General features: G+C 66.3%; 12 protein-coding genes and 7 pseudogenes. 14 read left to right on the top strand and 5 right to left on the bottom strand.

The window, feature by feature from the left end; genetic code table 11:
* Positions 1–22: 22 nt before the first annotated feature.
* From ACIP6N_RS11150 to ACIP6N_RS11135, 4 genes and pseudogenes are all read left to right on the top strand, one after another.
* A complete protein-coding gene (locus tag ACIP6N_RS11150) occupies positions 23–727 on the top strand; it encodes a hypothetical protein (RefSeq protein ID WP_401814660.1) in 705 nt (234 codons plus the stop codon).
* On the top strand, positions 724–1,632 hold the full coding sequence (locus ACIP6N_RS11145; protein ID WP_401814658.1) for a hypothetical protein: 909 nt from the start codon (positions 724–726) through the stop codon (positions 1,630–1,632). The genes ACIP6N_RS11150 and ACIP6N_RS11145 overlap by 4 nt, the downstream gene beginning before the upstream one ends.
* Before the next feature lie 113 nt (positions 1,633–1,745).
* Positions 1,746–3,089, top strand: a pseudogene (locus ACIP6N_RS11140) (polymorphic toxin-type HINT domain-containing protein); the annotation flags it as partial.
* A gap of 404 nt (positions 3,090–3,493) precedes the next feature.
* On the top strand, positions 3,494–3,823 hold the full coding sequence (locus ACIP6N_RS11135) for a hypothetical protein (RefSeq protein ID WP_401814657.1): 330 nt from the start codon (positions 3,494–3,496) through the stop codon (positions 3,821–3,823).
* Positions 3,824–3,958: 135 nt separating this feature from the next.
* Here ACIP6N_RS11135 and ACIP6N_RS11130 read toward each other — a convergent pair.
* Positions 3,959–4,718: pseudogene (locus ACIP6N_RS11130) on the bottom strand (tyrosine-type recombinase/integrase); the annotation flags it as partial.
* Between the two features lie 4 nt (positions 4,719–4,722).
* Here ACIP6N_RS11130 and ACIP6N_RS11125 point away from each other — a divergent pair.
* Together ACIP6N_RS11125 and ACIP6N_RS11120 are read left to right on the top strand one after the other, a co-directional pair.
* A pseudogene (locus ACIP6N_RS11125) lies at positions 4,723–5,218 on the top strand (polymorphic toxin-type HINT domain-containing protein); the annotation flags it as partial.
* Between the two features lie 798 nt (positions 5,219–6,016).
* The gene (locus tag ACIP6N_RS11120; protein WP_401814655.1) at positions 6,017–6,280 is read left to right on the top strand and encodes a hypothetical protein; all 264 of its coding nucleotides are present in this window, start codon (positions 6,017–6,019) and stop codon (positions 6,278–6,280) included.
* Between the two features lie 122 nt (positions 6,281–6,402).
* Here the strand turns inward: ACIP6N_RS11120 and ACIP6N_RS11115 are convergent.
* Both ACIP6N_RS11115 and ACIP6N_RS11110 read right to left on the bottom strand, forming a co-directional pair.
* Positions 6,403–7,383: pseudogene (locus tag ACIP6N_RS11115) on the bottom strand (tyrosine-type recombinase/integrase); the annotation flags it as partial.
* Positions 7,384–7,471: 88 nt separating this feature from the next.
* Complete coding sequence (locus tag ACIP6N_RS11110; RefSeq protein ID WP_093554521.1) at positions 7,472–7,723, bottom strand: hypothetical protein; 252 nt, start codon at positions 7,721–7,723, stop codon at positions 7,472–7,474.
* A 273-nt stretch (positions 7,724–7,996) separates the two neighbouring features.
* On the opposite strand from ACIP6N_RS11110, the gene ACIP6N_RS11105 reads away from it, so the two are divergent.
* Complete coding sequence (locus tag ACIP6N_RS11105; RefSeq protein WP_401815224.1) at positions 7,997–8,716, top strand: XRE family transcriptional regulator; 720 nt, start codon at positions 7,997–7,999, stop codon at positions 8,714–8,716.
* Between the two features lie 2 nt (positions 8,717–8,718).
* On the top strand, positions 8,719–9,189 hold the full coding sequence (locus ACIP6N_RS11100; RefSeq protein WP_037888451.1) for an NUDIX domain-containing protein: 471 nt from the start codon (positions 8,719–8,721) through the stop codon (positions 9,187–9,189).
* Between the two features lie 879 nt (positions 9,190–10,068).
* Here ACIP6N_RS11100 and ACIP6N_RS11095 read toward each other — a convergent pair.
* Positions 10,069–11,381: pseudogene (locus ACIP6N_RS11095) on the bottom strand (tyrosine-type recombinase/integrase).
* Here ACIP6N_RS11095 and ACIP6N_RS11090 point away from each other — a divergent pair.
* From ACIP6N_RS11090 to ACIP6N_RS11070, 5 genes and pseudogenes are all read left to right on the top strand, one after another.
* Positions 11,309–11,506, top strand: a pseudogene (locus ACIP6N_RS11090) (Hint domain-containing homing endonuclease); the annotation flags it as partial. The pseudogenes ACIP6N_RS11095 and ACIP6N_RS11090 sit on opposite strands and share 73 nt — an antisense overlap.
* A 48-nt stretch (positions 11,507–11,554) precedes the next feature.
* Positions 11,555–11,881 (top strand): transposase, encoded by a 327-nt coding sequence (locus ACIP6N_RS11085; RefSeq protein WP_401814653.1) that lies wholly within the window; start codon positions 11,555–11,557, stop codon positions 11,879–11,881.
* A gap of 53 nt (positions 11,882–11,934) precedes the next feature.
* Positions 11,935–12,135: pseudogene (locus ACIP6N_RS11080) on the top strand (IS3 family transposase); the annotation flags it as partial.
* Positions 12,135–12,734 (top strand): IS3 family transposase, encoded by a 600-nt coding sequence (locus ACIP6N_RS11075; protein WP_401814652.1) that lies wholly within the window; start codon positions 12,135–12,137, stop codon positions 12,732–12,734. The pseudogene ACIP6N_RS11080 and the gene ACIP6N_RS11075, both read left to right, overlap by 1 nt.
* 122 nt (positions 12,735–12,856) lie before the next feature.
* Entirely contained in the window at positions 12,857–13,375 is a 519-nt protein-coding gene (locus tag ACIP6N_RS11070) for a hypothetical protein (protein WP_401814650.1), read from the top strand.
* A 266-nt stretch (positions 13,376–13,641) separates the two neighbouring features.
* Here ACIP6N_RS11070 and ACIP6N_RS11065 read toward each other — a convergent pair whose 3' ends face one another.
* Entirely contained in the window at positions 13,642–14,361 is a 720-nt protein-coding gene (locus ACIP6N_RS11065; protein ID WP_401814649.1) for an SDR family NAD(P)-dependent oxidoreductase, read from the bottom strand.
* Positions 14,362–14,687: 326 nt separating this feature from the next.
* On the opposite strand from ACIP6N_RS11065, the gene ACIP6N_RS11060 reads away from it, so the two are divergent.
* Positions 14,688–15,773, top strand: a complete 1,086-nt coding sequence (locus tag ACIP6N_RS11060) for an AI-2E family transporter (RefSeq protein ID WP_401815223.1) — start codon at positions 14,688–14,690, stop codon at positions 15,771–15,773.
* Positions 15,774–16,251 lie beyond the last annotated feature (478 nt).

The raw sequence follows: 16,251 nt of genomic DNA, 5'->3' as shown, positions 1-16,251 counted from the left end.
TACGGATACACCGACTACGACCGTGCCCTCCAGAGAGGCCGTTTCGCCGGCCGGCGTGCCGGATTTCTGGTTCGAAATACCCCCAGGTTTCACGGAGTTCGATCTCGACGAGGATCCCGAGGCGCGCATGCTGCGCATGGCGGACGCGACCGACTCACTGTTCGCCGACGCCACGCCGACACAGAAGTTCAGCCTCGTGGTGTCGAGCGAGTACATCCTTCAGACGATGATCGCGGCGGGGGCTGAGCACGTGTCGAGCTGCCTGTTGCGCATGCCTGGGGACGCGCTGTCCCAGGGCACTCTCTGTGTGATCGTCGAACAGCCGGACGCCGGCCCGCGAAGTCAGGACAGGCAGGGATCGGCGAAACGCACGGCCGCCCAGTGGCGAGAGTTCTATCCGGACGCCGAGGTCGGGCTGGTCATGCTGCCATACGGCATCTCCGCCCTCTGCATACAGGATCAGGACCTGCTGATCCCGGGAGCACTCTTCGATCTGGACGAGCCTGTTCCCGCCACAGTTCGGCAGGTGCAATTCTGCGTGCCGCTCAAGACCGGCCCCGGATCAGTTCTCTTCGTCTTCATGACCGAGGACATAGACCACTGGGCCGACTATCTGGAGGTGCTCAGCGGCATCATGAGGTCCGTCTCGGCAGATGAACCGCGCCAGGAAGACAATCCGGAGGTCGGCGGCGCGCCGAACAGCGAAGGAACGGAGCGACAGGCATGAGCGGCGGCGCGGAGGCAGCGGAGGAAGCACGGAAGAGGCGCACCCGGTTTCCCTTTCTGCTGGCGGTCGGTATCGGTTGCTATGTGCTGGCCGTGATCGCGGGGACATTCCTCCTGGCGGACGACTTCGGCTTCGGCCTGCTGATACCCCTGTGGATCGTGCACGGCGTGCTTCTCGTCGTGTTGCTCCGAAAGCTCGGAGCCAGGGAGTCCAGTGCGTACGCGATGCTGTTCATCGTCGGTGCGTCCCTGATGTCCGTGTATATAGCCCATGTGGCGCACGACGACCTCCTGTTGCAGCGGCGGGGTGAGAAGGTCACTGCCACCGTCGTCAAGGAGTGGCTCGACCCGGCGCAGGGACGCAAGGCCCGGGACTCCCACTACGCACTGGAGCACCAGGACGGCACCGAGGTCCCGGGCCCGGCCATGACGACCACGTCCGACCTCTACGACGTCGGCCAAAAGGTGACGGTGATCGAGGACCCCGACGGTGAACTCCGCCCCCAGACACCGGGCCAGGCGGACGCCACGGGCGACGCACTCAGCTCGGCGGCCCTGGCGCTGGCCGCGCTCGGCGCCGTCGCCTGGATGGCGTGGCGCGGATCGGACGCGGCGAGGCGCCGGAACGAGCGGAAGAGGCCTGGTGCCGCCGGAAGGGCGTACAAGACTCTCACGAGGGATCACTCCACGCGGGAGGAGCAGGAGGAGAAGCTGCGCGACGCCCTGCGCGGGTATCCCTCCGACCGCCGCGGCTACATCAAGGTGCGCCCCGAGGAGTACCCCGATGTGACACAGCGGCGGGCTGCCCGGATCGCCTGGGAGATGGGGCTACGTGCGGAGGCCGTCGGCAATCGGGGTTCGTGGCGCTTCGGAGAGACGGTGGTCGAGGAGGTCCCACAGGACTGAGCGCTCGCGCCCATGCCTGCCCGAGGTATGAGTAGTACGCGAGCGGCCTGGTCCCGGTCGTCCCTGGTGGGGACGGAGCCCGGGACCCGGCAGGAACGGTCGGCGTCAACTTCCAGTCCCACACGGGCTTCCTGGGCGCGACCCGCGACGACTCCTCTGGCTACCAGCCGCTGGGCGCGCGCATGTACGACCCGGTGGTCGGCCGCTTCCTGTCGGCGGACCCGGTCCTGGACCTGAACGACGTTCTCCAGTCCAACGGTTACTCGTACGCGCACAACAACCCGGTGACGATGTCCGACCCGACGGGTCTGGCGATCAGCCTCACGGGGTCGGAACGCGCGGCGGCGCTGGCGGGCGCGGGTCTGTCGGCGGCTCAGGTGGCCCAGGCGCAGTCGATGATGGGCAAGTCCCTCTCCTCGGTGATCATGGCCGTGGCCTGGGAGACCCTGAAGGACTTCATCGGCATCAATGACGCGCTGTCCTGCTTCGGCGGCGACATGTGGTCCTGCGGCGGCCTGATCATCGGCGCGATCCCGTGGACGAAGCTCGGCAAGATCCCGTCGGTCCTGAAGGCCGTCAACCGCACGATCAACGCCATCGAGTCCTTCCGCGCCGCGAAGAGGGCGGCGGAGATCGTCCTCAAGGCGGCGAAGGCGGCGGAAGCGGCTGCCTTGCGGGCCAAGAAGGCGGCGATCGAGAAGGCCAAGAAGGAAGCCGCGCAAAGAGCCAAGAAAAAGGCGGCGGAGGCGGCGAAGAGAACCGCCGACAAGGCGGTCTCGGTCACCAAGAAAACCGGCAACCCGGTCCAGAAGCAGGCCCAGGCGAAGGCTGCCCCGAAGGTCTCCACCGTCAAGGCCTCGTCCGGAGGAGGCGGCAGCAGCAAGGGCAGCGGCTCGAAGCCGGGCGGTAACTCCGGCGCTTCCTCTCGTAGTAGCGGGGGCGGCTCCAGCGGCAGCGGCGGCTCGGGCAAGACCGAAGGGGGCGGCGGCGGGTCCTGCGAAACGAGCAACAGCTTCGTGGCGGGCACCAAGGTCCTGATGGCCGACGGCAGCACAAAGCCAATCGAGCAGGTGAAGGCGGGCGACAAGGTCGTCGCGACGGACCCGAAGACGGGTAAGTCCGAGGTCCGCACGGTGACGGCGGAGATCAAGGGCCAGGGCCTGAAGCACCTGGTCAAGGTCACCATCGACACGGACGGCGAGAAGGGCTCGAAGACGGCCCAGGTCATAGCGACCGACGGCCACCCGTTCTGGGTTCCGGAGCTGGGCGAGTGGATCGACGCCGCGGACCTGAAGCCGGGCCAGTGGCTCCAGACCAGCGCCGGCACGCACATCCAGATAACGGCCGCAGAACAGTGGACCGCCCAGAACACCACGGTCTACAACCTCACGGTCGCGGACCTGCATACGTACTATGTGCTGGCTGGGGCTACGCCGGTACTCGTTCACAACTGCAATGGGCGAGATCCCGTCAATGGCGGACTCGATGATGACACCTACGATCGAATAGATAGTGCGCACGGCCCAGATGTGGCCGATGGTGTCGATTACCAGGTGCAGAGGATGCATGACGGCTCCTCCACTGCGGCGGATCACGATCTTCCCGGTATCGGACATGACCCTGACGCGCTGGGTTCCTACTTTGCATCGTGGCGAGGCAAGATGACGCACACGGACACCAGGACTGGATCGCGTGTGGCATACGATTCCAGTAGAGGTGTGCTAATTGTTACGACCGGCCGTAACATCCACGGGTTTAGGTACGGTCAGGATGCCTTTGAAAGCGGGAGGTATGTGACGCCATGAGGGTAAAGGTTGCAGCCACAGTGACGCACAGTGGAGCCTTCTTGCGGTTGACGGAGGTGCAGAAGCAGTTGATTTGCGAGACGCTTATGTTTCACGCGGATCGCCCCGATGGGGACCGTCCTTCGATTGTGCGCCTCGGCGTCGATCGCGCAAGCGCTGCGCAGGTAATGAAGAAAGTTGGCGGGCCGAATTCTGAATTCCAGCTCAATGAGATTCACGTACTGTTCGCAGCGTTGGTTTCCGCCCCAGCCTTGATGTCCTCTGAGGAAGTGTTCTATGAAAGAATCGGCTTCTTTCGAGAACAGGCATTGGCATTGGCCGCCGGGTTGGTGAGTTCCATCGGGGCAACGCCTGACAGGGCCGGAGATTCTTCCGGAAGCGCTTAACCGGGGGCTCTGCCTTCATGCAGTTCCGTGAGTCCGCATGGGTTTGTGAGGGCACGCAAGCGCAAATATGAAGCCCCGCCAGATCGCTTCTGGCGGGGCTTCTGCACTTCGTGACGGCAGTAGTTGACGGCAACGTCAGCGGACGAAGGCGGCGCACGATGGCGGTTCATCGCCGTCACTGCTGGCCGTCTCGGTGGTCTCCGGGCTGCCGAGCGCGGTGCTGAGAGTGTCGATAGCGTCGCGCTGCAGGCGGATTCGGACGTGCGAGTAGACGGTCGCGGTGACGCCGATGTGGGCGTGGCCGAGGAGTTCCTTGATCACGACGAGTTCGACGCCCTGTTCCAGGAGGAGGGTCGCTGTCGAGTGCCGGAGGTCGTGGAAGCGGATGCGGCGGAGGCCGGCCTTGCGGAGGAGAGTGGTGAAGGTTCGGGTGAGGTTGGTCGGGTCGATCGGTCTGCCCTGAGGGGTGGTGAACACGTACGCGCTGTGCTGCCTCGCGGTGCCTGCTGCCTCGCGCTCGCGCTGCTGCTGTTCGTGGTGAAGCTTCAGTGACTGGACGCAGCGGGGAGGGCGATGCGGCGTTCGGAGGCCCGCGTCTTGGTAGGCAGCGTGGTGAGCCCGCCTGTGCTGGTGCGGCGGATGGCGGCGGTGCCGGCGTCGAGGTCGAGGAGGAGTTCGCCCTTGCGGAGTCCGGTGTGGAGGGCGAGTTCGAACAGGACGTGCAGCCAGTGGCCTTGGGCTGCGGTGAGGAATTGGCGGGCCTCCTCAGCGGTGGGGGGTTCGAAGCGTCGGAGCTGTGGTGTGTCGGCGCGCGGATGTTACGGGCGACGTTGCGCGGGGTCTCCTCTTCGCGGACGGCGTGTTCCAGGGCGGACTTGAGGACGGAGTGGACGTAGGCCGGCTCCGGCAAGGCTGACGGGGGCGGCTCGTGTACGAGTAACAGCTTCATGCCGGGTGCGAAGGTCCTGATGGCTGGCGGCACCACCAAGTCGATCGAACAGGTGAAGGCCGGCGTCCGGGTCATCGTGACCGATCCGGAGACCGGCGAGAGCCGGGTGGGGACGGTCACCGCGGAGATCACGGGTGAGGGCCTCAAACACCTCGTCAAGGTCACCATCGACACCGACGGCGACAAGGGCACGGAAACAGCCGGGATCACCGCGACCGACGGCCCCTCCTTTCTGGGTCCCCGAACTCCGCCAATGGATCGACGCCACCGATCTGAACGCCGGCCAATGGCTCCGGACCAGCGCGGGCACCCACGTCCAGATCACCGCGATCACCCGCTGGACCAGCCACGGCACCACCGCCCACACCCTCACCGTCGGTGACCTCCACACGTACTATGCGCTGGCAGGGACCACGCCGGTCCTGGTTCACAACTGTGGTCATGGGGTTGCAACTGAAGACGATGCGATGCTTGCTCTCAACCGTGCGGAAGAGTTGCAGGCGTCCCGCAATGATTACTTCATGGCGGACGTGAAGGGCACCACGGCGGTAATTGGTGTGTCTTCAACTCTCAGACGAAGACGTTCACCACTCGGATCGGAATCAATGGGGGCGGCGCAATGCCTTCCGGGTGGACACTTCGACCGGGAGAGGAATTCGTGCAGGCGGCTGGACATGCAGAGGAAGGGATCCTTAACAGCTTGGGGGCAAATGAGCATGCAGTGTTCGGTGCGGCATCGCGAAACTTCTGCGTTGCCATCTGTTCGCCCATGCTGAACGTTCGCGGGGTGACGTTGGGTGGCGCAGGAATCCGCGGTCATGCTGCACAAAACTCCCCATTCACAATCTTCTGGGCCACTGGAGGCTAGAGGGACATGGAGATTCCGTCAGAAATTCAGGCAATTTCGAACGCTTCGGACTCTGAGCTGATGCTGATCTGTGCTGCAGCCGCGGAACGGGGGGTGACTTTCTGTCGAGCCCTAGGCCCTTCGGAGTACTTGACGTGGGTCGATGCCTCGCTTGAGCTTGCTTGGGCGGCAGCTGCTGGCGAGTCTGTCCAGGACGAATGCGCCGAGGCGTTGGATGGGCTGGAGATGGAACCTCAGGACGGCGAGGGTGGTTCTTCTCGCCCAGAGTTCTATGTGGCTCAGGCGGTGGGGCTCGTGGGAAATGCTCTTGCCGTCTCCTTGAGGCCTTCAGCCCCGAAGGCAGAGATGTCTATCAACCCTCAGGTCACTGCTCTCCATGCTCGATTTCAAGCTGTCAGGAGAAAATCCCGTAATTGTAAGGTACGGAGAAGAGCCTCCTCCTCCAGGGCTGCTAGTGCAAATGGAGATTGACGCCGAGCGTGAGGTCCTTGCGCTTCTTTCTCAGGGGTCAGAAGATTCCGCTCAAGGTGTGATTGGACGCTCGGTGGCAACCCAGGCGCAGGTATCAGCAAGCGCATTTTCCGTGCAACTGACTCCTTCTATCGAGGCGTTTGTCGAACTAAACAACTGGGAAATTTGAGAGGCGATCTTAACTCAAGAGTCCGCGTCATAAGGTAAGTATCTGAAAACCCATGTAGCCCTTCCCGGAGCTGTTCCGGGGAGGGCTACATGGCGTCTTGACGGCAGTAGTTGACGGCAACGTCAGCGGACGGGTGCTGCACAAAGCGGCGGGCCGTCGCCGTCGTCGGGGTTGGTGGCGGCCTCGGAGGACTTGCCGAGGGTGCGGCCGAGGAGGTCGATGGCGTCGCGCTGGAGGCGGAGGCGGACGTGGGCGTACACGGTGGCGGTGACGCCGATGTGTGCGTGACCCAACAGCTCCTTGATGACGACGAGTTCCACGCCCTGTTCCAGGAGGAGGGTGGCGGTCGAGTGCCTCAGGTCGTGGAACCGGATCGCCCTCAGACGGGATTGACGGAGCAGGGCGTTGAAGTGGCGGCTAAGGGTGGCGGGTTCGATGGGGTGCCCGTCCAGGCGGGTGAAGACGAGACCGGCGTCCACCCACTCCGCACCGGCCTGTTGCTTCTCCTGGGTCTGCCGGTCGCGGTGTTCTCGCAGCAATGCGACACAGGCGGCTGGGAGGACGATGCGGCGTTCCGAGCTGATGGTCTTGGTGGGCAGGGTGGTGAGGCCGCCCGTGCGGGTGCGCTGGAGGGTGCGGCGGATGCTGGCGGTGCCGGCGTCGTGGTTGAGGTCTTCCCAGCGCAGGCCGAGGAGTTCCCCCTTGCGGAGTCCGGTGCGGAGAGCGAGTTCGAACAGCGCGTGCAGGCGGTGGCCCTGTGCGGAGGCGAGGAAGGTGCGGGCCTCGTGGGCGGTGAGGGGGTTGAAGCGGCGTGGGCGGGGTGTGCCGGTGCGGACGTTGCGGGCGACGTTGCGCGGGATTTCCTCCTCTCGGACGGCGTGCTCCAGGGCCGACTTCAGGACGGAGTGGATGTAGGCGAGCGTCAGCGGTGAGAGGTACTTACGGCAGCACTTCCCAATGGCGCAGCAGCGGGGCCGACGGTCGGCCTGAGCATCGGGCTTGCGCCGGGCGTCGATGCCGCGAGCGCAGCACTGGCAGACGGTCCGCAGCCCGTTCAGCCAGGTGCGCACGTCCTTCGCGGCGAGCTTGGCGAGCTTCTTCTTTACTGCATCGCGTACAGGACCGGCTCCGCGTCCGGCTCGCGGTCGGGCTGGAGCGTCCAGGTCTCGTAGCGCAGGACCGAGCGAGGGGTCACCGTCCCCACCTCCGGTTGGCCACGGCCACCTTCGCGCTCAACTCCTCCGTCGGAGTCGGCGTACGTACGTCCTCGGGCGGCACGTCCCACTCCCGGCCACCGCGCGGCGGCCGAAGCTGCACGTGCGGCCCCACATGCCCCATCACCACGCCCACCTTGCCGCTCCGCCGGTCGACCACCAGGGCGCCGGCATCGGGCGAGACGGTGTGCCCGTCGGCATCAGGGGTGGGGGCCGTCATCGTGACCACCCCGGCGAGGCGGCGCGCGACCGGGCGTCCAGTCGCAGGGCGGGAACACATGGGGTGGCGCTCTTTCGCACGGTGACGCTCCTCGGCGGCGTGGATGCGTGCCCCTGGGCCTGTTGGTGCCACAGGGTCGGCACCGATCCTCACGCCGGTCACCGGGACGAAGGAACCTCCGCCAAACCCCACTTCGGGACGTCCTGCACCGTGTAGAACGTCCCTAGTGCCGTCCTGAGACAAGGGGGGAGACTCGTGCCGAACGAGAGGCTACGAGCCGTCATGGCGGCGGGAGGCTGGACGTACGCCGCACTCGCTCAGCAGGTCGAGGTCGACCCCAAGTCGGTCGAGCGCTGGGTGAACCTCGGGCGTATCCCACGTCGTGCCACAGCCCTCCAGGCGGCCAAGGCCCTGGGAGAAGACGTGCACGCACTCTGGCCGGCGCTCCGCCAAGCCCGCCCCGCCCGCGCCATCAGCCCCGAACTGGTCGCGCTCTACGACCAGCGGGCCGACATCCCTGTCTCGGCGTTCACCGACCTGATGGCCCAGGCCCGGGAACGGATCGACATCCTCGTCTACGCGGCCGTCTTCCTCCACGAGGCGTACCCGCGGCTGAACGAACTCCTCAGCGAACGCGCCGCCGAAGGCTGCACCGTCCGCATCGCGATCGGGGACCCCGACAGCGACAACGTCCAAGCCCGCGGCCAGGAGGAGCGCTTCGGCCACGGCATCGAATCCCGCTGCCGCCTCGCCCTCATGCACTACAGGCCGCTCGCCGGCACCCCCGGCATCGAAGTCCGCACCCACGAAACCACGCTCTACAACTCCCTCTACCGCGCCGACGACCAGCAACTCGTCAACGCCCACATCTGGGGCGTCAACGCCTACGCCGCCCCCGTATGGCACCTTCGCCGACACGAGACAGGCGGCATGTTCGATACCTACGCCGACAGCTTCGACGCCGTGTGGGCGACGGCGACGCCCGTACGAGAGGAAGGCTGACCGTGGCCCGCACCGAGTACTACGACGACCCCACCGCCCCCAAGCCGAACAGCATGGTCGTCGCCGCCTCCGCCGTCGTCACCGACGACCACGGCCGCATCCTCCTCCAGCGCCGACGCGACAACGACCTATGGGCACTGCCCGGAGGCGGCATGGACCTCACCGACTCCCTGCCCGGCACAGCCGTCCGCGAAGTCAAGGAAGAAACCGGCCTCGACGTTGAGATCACCGGCCTGGTCGGCACCTACACCGACCCGAAACACATCATCGCCTACACCGACGGCGAGGTCCGCCGCCAGTTCAACGTCTGCTTCACCGCCCGCATCACCGGCGGCCAACTGGCAATCTCCGACGAATCCACCGAACTCCGGTTCATGCCGCCCGAAGAGATCGAGCAACTGCCGATGCACCACACCCAGAGGCTCCGGCTCCAGCACTTCCTGGAACACCGTGAAAGCCCCTACCTGGGCTGAACCGGCTGACGGCAGTAGCTGACGGCAACAACCCCGCACAACCACGGACACCCACGCACATCACCGGACCAGCAAACCATGCTTGACCTGCGAAAAAGCAGGTCGAGGGGCTCGCGTAGCACACGTACTATGTGCTGGCGGGGGCTACTCCGGTCCTCGTTCATAACTGTGGAAACGCGTCCGTTGACGAGCTTGCCGATGCAGCGACTGGGCCTTATAAGAACGCCAAAATCGATACTCGTACCGGCAAAATCGCTCGCGGTCAAAGCAATGCTGGGAGGGCATTGCAGAAGCATGCGGACCCCAGTCGAGGGCCGGTTCATGCGAGTGAGTTCCCGACTCTTGCTTCGGATTCAGAGCGCACTGAAATGGGCGACAACATGGTCCTTGAGTTGCTGACCAATCCAGGTAGTACAGACACAGTGGGTTCTGCCTCGGCGCACTATGGAGGCACGGTTCGCGACATCTGGCATCCGGACGGTAGCTACGGTGCACGCTGGAGTATGCGCGGAGGCGGGCTCACATTCGAAGGGTTCCTCGGATGAGGATAGTAGAGATCGCGGGACGCAAGTATCGCCTCTTCCTTGTGGCCAGCATTCATGAAGAGGTCAACTATGTGGAATGTCGAGCCATGGACACTGGGGATTGCGTCTGTGAGATCCGCATAGATGCTGCGGATGTCCTCTGCCTCATGCCGACACCGAGGGAGGTCGACGTGAACGTAGTGGCCGAAGCGATCGCTTACGCGAAAGACGTAGCGCACCCTTCGGATGGTGTGTCGAGAAAGTAGGACTAGTTCGCCAAATTGTCAGAGAGCCCCACCGGCCAGAGCGTCGGCGGGGCTTTCTGATGTGTTCGACGGCAACGCTGACGGCAACGTCAGCGGACGGCGGCTGCGGTGGGAGGGTTGTCGGGGGCATCGTCGCCCTGGCCGAGGGCGTTGCCAAGGGTCTCGATGGCGTGGCGCTGGAGGCGGAGTCGTACATGGGGGTAGACGCCGGCGGTGACGCCGATGTGGGCGTGGCCGAGGAGTTCCTTGATGACGACGAGGTCGATGCCCTGTTCCAGGAGCAGGGTCGCGGTCGAGTGGCGGAGATCGTGGAAGCGGATTGTCCGGAGTCCTGCGCTTTGGAGGAGACAGCGGAAGCGGCGGGTGAGGTTGGTGGGGTCGAGCGGTCTGCCCTTCGGGGTGGTGAAGACGAGCCCGCTGTCCGTCCAGCCCGTTCCGGCTGCCCCACGTTCTTCCTGCTGTCGTTCCTGGTGGGTCTTGAGGGAGTTGATGCATTCGGTGGGGAGGGCGATGCGGCGTTCGGAGGCGCGGGTCTTGGTGTGAAGGATGGTCAGGCCGCCGGTGGGGGTGCGCTGGAGGGAGCGGTGGATGCTGGCGGTGCCACTGTCGAGATCGAGGTCGTCCCAGTGCAGGCCGAGGAGTTCGCCCTTGCGGAGTCCGGTGCGCAGGGCGAGTTCGTACAGTGCGTGGAGCCGGTCGCTGCTGGCTGCGTGGAGGAACTGCCGGGCCTCGCCGCGGTGAAGGGCTTGAAGCGCCGAGGGCGGGGTGCGGGGGTCTTGATGTTTCGGGCGACGTTGCGGGGCAGGTCGTCTTCGCGGACGGCGTGTTCCAGGGCGGATTTGAGGACCGCGTGGACGTACGTCACGGTCAGCGGTGAGAGCCGCTTGTCGCAGCACTGGCCGATGGCGCAGCAGGCTCGCCGGGCAATGTCCCGGTTCTGGGTGCAGCACTGGCAGGTGGTGCGGAGTCCGTCGAGGAAGGTGCGGACGTCGCGGGTGGTGAGCCGGGCGAGCTTCTTGGCCCCGAGGCCGGGGGTTGAGGTGGAGGCGGATGGAGGCGGCGTAGCGGGTGTGGGTGTTCTCGCGGAGCTGGTGGACGGCGACAGCGTCGAGCCAGTACGTCAGGTACGCGGCCACGCTGCCCTGCGAGGTAGAGACGGGGAGGCCGCGGTTGCTGTTGGCGATCTTCTCGGTGAGCTTGGCCAGGGCCTCCTTCCGGGTGGTGCCGTAGACGCGGACGCGCTTGCGGGTGTTGCCGGGGGCGAGGACGTATCCGGCGGCTTCCCAGCGGTGGTCCTTGCGCTGGTAGACGTCCCGTCGCCGTTGGCGCGGGAGCGGGTGCGGCGGGTCTTGCAACAGCTTCGTGGCGGGCACCAAGGTCCTGATGGCCGACGGCAGCACAAAGCCGATCGAGCAGGTGAAGGCGGGCGACAAGGTCGTCGCGACGGACCCGAAGACGGGTAAGTCCGAGGTCCGCACGGTGACGGCGGAGATCAAGGGCCAGGGCCTGAAGCACCTGGTCAAGGTGAACCGTTCCGGGTTCGGTAGAGACTCGATTCCGTGAAAGGATTGAGTCATGGCACGCCCCTCCTCTTATCCCCCTGAGCTGCGCAAACGAGCGGTCCGCATGGTCGTCGAGGTCCGCGGCGATTACCCGAACGAGTCGGCCGCGTTGAGGGCGGTGGCCCAGAAGCTGGGCATCGGTTCGGCCGAGACCTTGCGGAACTGGGTGAAGCGAGACGAGATCGACTCCGGGCAGCGTCCGGGCACGACGTCGCAGGAGTCTGCGGCGATGAAGGCGTTGAAGAAAGAGAACGCCGAACTGCGGCGCGCGAACGACATCCTGAAGGCTGCGGCGTCTTTCTTCGCGGCCGAGCTCGACCGGCCACACACACGCTCGTAGCGTTCATCGACGAGCACCGGGCCCGCTTCGGCGGTGTCGAGCCGATCTGCCGCGTGCTCACCGAGCATGACTGCAAGATCGCCCCCTCCACCTACTACGCGGCGAAGAAACGCGCCGCGGAACCCTCAGCCAGGCGGGTGCGTGATACCGCCCTCAAGGACCTGATCACCGAGGTCCATGAGACCAACTTCCGCGTCTACGGCGCCAGGAAAGTCTGGCGCGAGCTGCACCGACAGGGCCACGCAGTGGCGCGGTGCACCGTCGAACGACTCATGCGGGAACTCGGCATCGCCGGCGCCGTCCGCGGCAAAAAGGTCATCACCGCTGCTGGGCCGCCGACTTCACCTACGTCAAGACCTGGTCGGGAGTGGTCTACGTCGCCTTCGTCGTCGACACGTTCTCCCGTCGGATCGTCGGCTGGTCCGCCGCCATGTCGAAGGAGACCAAGCTCGTTCTGGACGCTCTGGACATGGCCCTGTGGCAGCGCGACCGTGAAGAACATCCGTACCGGCGGGGGGAGTTGATACATCATTCCGATGCCGGGTCGCAGTACACGAGTTTCCGGCTCGCCGAGCACCTGGGTGCCGCCGGCATCGCGGCCTCGATCGGCTCGGTCGGCTACGCCTACGACAACGCCCTCATGGAGTCCGCGATCGGACTGTTCAAGACCGAGCTGATCAAACCGGGGCGGCCCTGGAGGACTCTCTCCCAGGTCGAGCTGGCCACCGCGGAATGGGTGGACTGGTACTGCCACCGTCGGCTCCACGGTGAAATAGGGCACATCCCGCCCGTCGAATACGAGACCAACTACTACCTCACGACCACGAAACCCCAGGTCACAACCACAATCTGAGGTCTCTACCGAACCCGGAACGGTTCAGTGCGTGAATTGCCAGGCGGACTATCCCAGCGTTGGCAATTTCGTGCCTGGGATCACCGCTGAGCCGGGCGGTCCGTGGGGAAGGTAGAGGGGTAATGAATCTCTTCGAGATCGAGCTGTCGAAGTTCGACTGGGCGCGTATGGAGTGCGGTTGCGGTGGGAGTGCTGCTCATCTCCCCGAGAAGGTAAGGGAGTTGGTCACGCTCGATGAGGGCCATGGCCGTGGTGAGGCGTTCATCACGGCTCTGCATGACCACGTGATGACTCCGGCCGATGGCCTTGTGTCGGCGTCGTCCGCCTTTGTGTCGACGGCCTTCGCTGCTCTGACGGGGGACCTGTCCGAGCCTTCCAGACGGGAGACGCTCGGCTGGGTGCTGCGGATTCTCGGGCCGGCTGTGGACACAGAGAGTGCTGCGGCCGAGGCATGTGTTGACGCGGCGCGGCAAGGATTGTGGGTTCTGTATGCCGAGGTGATGAAGGGCCCATCGGAGGCTGGTGCGGCTTACGCGTTCGAGTCGCTCATGCTGATCGAGGAGGACCGGGACAGGCTCCGCGCGGTACAGGCCGCTGCAGGAGACCGCCTTCCGTGGGACCTGAAGTCGGAGGAGATCTGACCCCGGCGAAGCATGTGCTTCACCGTCTTGAGACGGGCAATTGCGGCGGACTCCACCTCTGAGCGACGCTGATCTGGGGGGTCTTTTGCGCCGGCTCAGTTTGCCGAATTCGGGCCTTTGGAACGTCAGCGGCTGGCAGTGCTCGTTTTCTTCAGACCTTCCGGAAAGTGATCCCCTCCGATTCGGCTGCCCGCGTGCCGCCGCCCCGCGGCCGTTGACCGGTCGCGGGGCGGGCTGGGGTGCGGGGTTGAGGGGGTGAATGCGGGTCAGCCGATGCTCAGGCGGCCGCCTGCTGCCTCCAGGACTATTCCGGTGATGTAGCTGGCGCGGTCGGAGGCCAGGAAGACGACTGCCTCGGCGATTTCCTCGGGCTCCGCGATGCGGCCGAGCACCGTGGTCTCGCCGATCGCCTTGAGGGTCGCTGCGTCCATGTCGTCCGTGCCCGGGGTGCGGACGGGGCCGGGGGCCACCGCGTTCACTCGTACGCCCTGGGTGCCGTATTCGGCGGACCAGACCCTCGTCAGCTGTTCCAGGGCCGCCTTCGACGCCGCGTACATGCCGGTGCCCTTGGTCGTGACGGCGGCGGCGAGGGTGCTGATGTTCACGATGGAGCCGCGGCCCCGCTCGGCCATGCCGGGGGCCAGGGCGCGGGTGAGCAGGAACGGCGCCTTGGTGTTGACGTCCATGTGGAGGTCGAACCTCTCGGTCGTCATCTCCGAGGTGCCGTAGAACTGGAAGATTCCGGCGTTGTTGATCAGGATGTCGACATCGCCGGCCTCGTCGGCCAGCCGTAGTACGTCGGCCTCGTCCGTCATGTCGGCCTGGATGAACCTCGCCGCGCCTCCCGCCTTCTCGATCTCTGCCACGACGTCCGACCCGCGCCGGGCGTCCCGGCCGTGCACGATGACCTCGGCTCCTTCGTCCGCCAGTTGCTTGGCGATGGCACGGCCGATCCCGGAAGTCGCTCCGGTGACAAGGGCGGTCAATCCGGACAGTCCCATTTTCTTCCCATCGCAAACGGAGCCGCACGTGGGGCGCGGCTCGATCCATGCCTGCCCACCAGCGCGCGTGGGCCGACCTGTTGATGAAGGTTACTGGGATAATGAAGGTGATGCAATCGATGTAGTTTCTTGGGCTGATCCCGGTTCGGTGGGTGCCTTCTGTTGCGGAGCGCGGCAGGAGAAGGGGCTTGAGGGGGCGTCAGGGCTGCTCCGGCGGGCGGGTGTTCATGCGCCTTCACCCGTCCGGGGGTGTGAAGCGGGACAAAACACGAGACCCGTGGTCGGGTGGGGGCGTGCAGACGTCGTCGCGGGTGCCCCTGCTTCCTGACAGTGCCCGGCGCCTCGCCGCCTGGTGCGCGGTGTTGCTGCTCGTCTCCGGGGTCGTGGCCGTCGGGATCTGGCTGAGTGTCACCTTCAAGACGGCCATCACGCCCGTCCTGCTCGCCCTGCTCGGCACCGCGCTGCTCGGGCCGCTGTTCCGGCGGCTCGTCGCGGCGAGGATGAACCGTTCCCTCGCCGCCGCGCTGACCTGCGCGGCCGTCGTGGGTGTGGTCGGCGGCGCGGCCTACGTCGTGGTCAGCGCGCTCGTCGACACCGGCGACCAGATCGTCGCCTCACTCAAGCAGGCGGGGCACAGCCTGGCCGACCACTTCGGTGGTTCCGCCGGGACCTCGCTGGACGACCTCGCGTCCAACGCCAAGAGCCTGCTGGGGAAGTTCGGCGCCACGGCCGCCTCCGGACTGATCACCGGGATCAGCGTCGTCGGCGAGCTGATCGCCACCGCCGTACTCGCGCTGCTGCTGATGTTCTTCTTCCTGCGGGACTCGAACAAGGCGGCCGGCGCGCTCAGAGGGCTCGCCCCGCGCGCCACCGGGGAAGTGGTCGAGGCCATGGCGCGCAGGGCCTTCGGGGCGGTCGAGGGGTTCATGCGCGGGACGACCGTCATCGCCTTCATCGACGCCTTCTGCATCACCGTCGGGCTGCTGATCCTGCGGGTGCCCGGCGCGCTCGGGCTCGGTGCGCTGGTGTTCGTCGGCGCGTACATCCCGTACCTCGGCGCGTTCCTGTCAGGCGCGGTCTCGGTACTGGTCGCGGTGGTCGACCGGGGGTTCGCGATCGGACTGTGGGTCCTGGGCGTGGTCGTGGCCGTGCAGGTGCTCGAAGGGCATGTGCTCCAGCCCATGATCCAGAGCCGTACGGTGCAGATGCACCCGGCCGTGGTCATGCTCGCCATCACCGCGGGCGCGAGCGTCGCGGGCGTCCTGGGGATGCTGCTGGCCGTGCCGCTGACGGCGGCCGGGTTCGGGGTGATCGCCGAGCTGCGCGGACGTTACGGGCACGACGGGCATGACGGCTTCCCCCGCGGGGGGCCTCGGTCGGAGGGTCCCCCCGCTTGAGGGTCCCCGGTCCGAGGCCCCCCGCCTGACGGCCCCCCGCCTGACGGGCCCTCGCCTGACGGGCCCTCGCCTGACGGGCCCCTCGCCGGGGCCGCTCGGGAGGTTCCCCCTCGGGAGGTTCCCCTCGGGAGGATCCCTCTCGCGAGGCCGGTCACGAAGAGCCGCCGGGCACGGGCTCCGGTTCGGGTTCCGGTTCGGGGTCGCCCACCGGCTGAGGCTGCCGCTCCGGTCCGGTTTCGCCCACGGGCCAAGGCTCCCGTTCCGGCCCCGTCTCGCCCACGGGCCGAGGTCGAGGCTGTCGCTCCGGCCCACGTTCCGGCTCGGCCACGGACTGAGGCCGTGGCTCCCGCTCCGGCCCGGTCTCGCCCACGGGCCAAGACTCCCGCTCCGGTCCGGTTTCGCCCACGGGCCAAGGCTCCCGTTCCGGCCCCGTCTCGCCCACGGGCCGAGGTCGAGGCTGTCGCTCCGGCCCACGTTC

This window comes from Streptomyces sp. NPDC088725 (genome assembly GCF_044751305.1).
Taxonomy (GTDB): domain Bacteria; phylum Actinomycetota; class Actinomycetes; order Streptomycetales; family Streptomycetaceae; genus Streptomyces.
This window is presented reverse-complemented; position numbering and strand designations above follow the sequence as displayed.

What these genes read in the sequence shown, in the direction of transcription:
- ACIP6N_RS11145 (WP_401814658.1), top strand. Translation starts at nt 724, where the DNA reads ATGAGCGGCGGCGCGGAGGCAGCGGAGGAAGCACGGAAGAGGCGCACC.
- ACIP6N_RS11120 (WP_401814655.1), top strand. Translation starts at nt 6,017, where the DNA reads ATGCTCGATTTCAAGCTGTCAGGAGAAAATCCCGTAATTGTAAGGTAC.
- ACIP6N_RS11105 (WP_401815224.1), top strand. Translation starts at nt 7,997, where the DNA reads ATGGCGGCGGGAGGCTGGACGTACGCCGCACTCGCTCAGCAGGTCGAG.
- ACIP6N_RS11085 (WP_401814653.1), top strand. Translation starts at nt 11,555, where the DNA reads ATGGCACGCCCCTCCTCTTATCCCCCTGAGCTGCGCAAACGAGCGGTC.
- ACIP6N_RS11070 (WP_401814650.1), top strand. Translation starts at nt 12,857, where the DNA reads ATGAATCTCTTCGAGATCGAGCTGTCGAAGTTCGACTGGGCGCGTATG.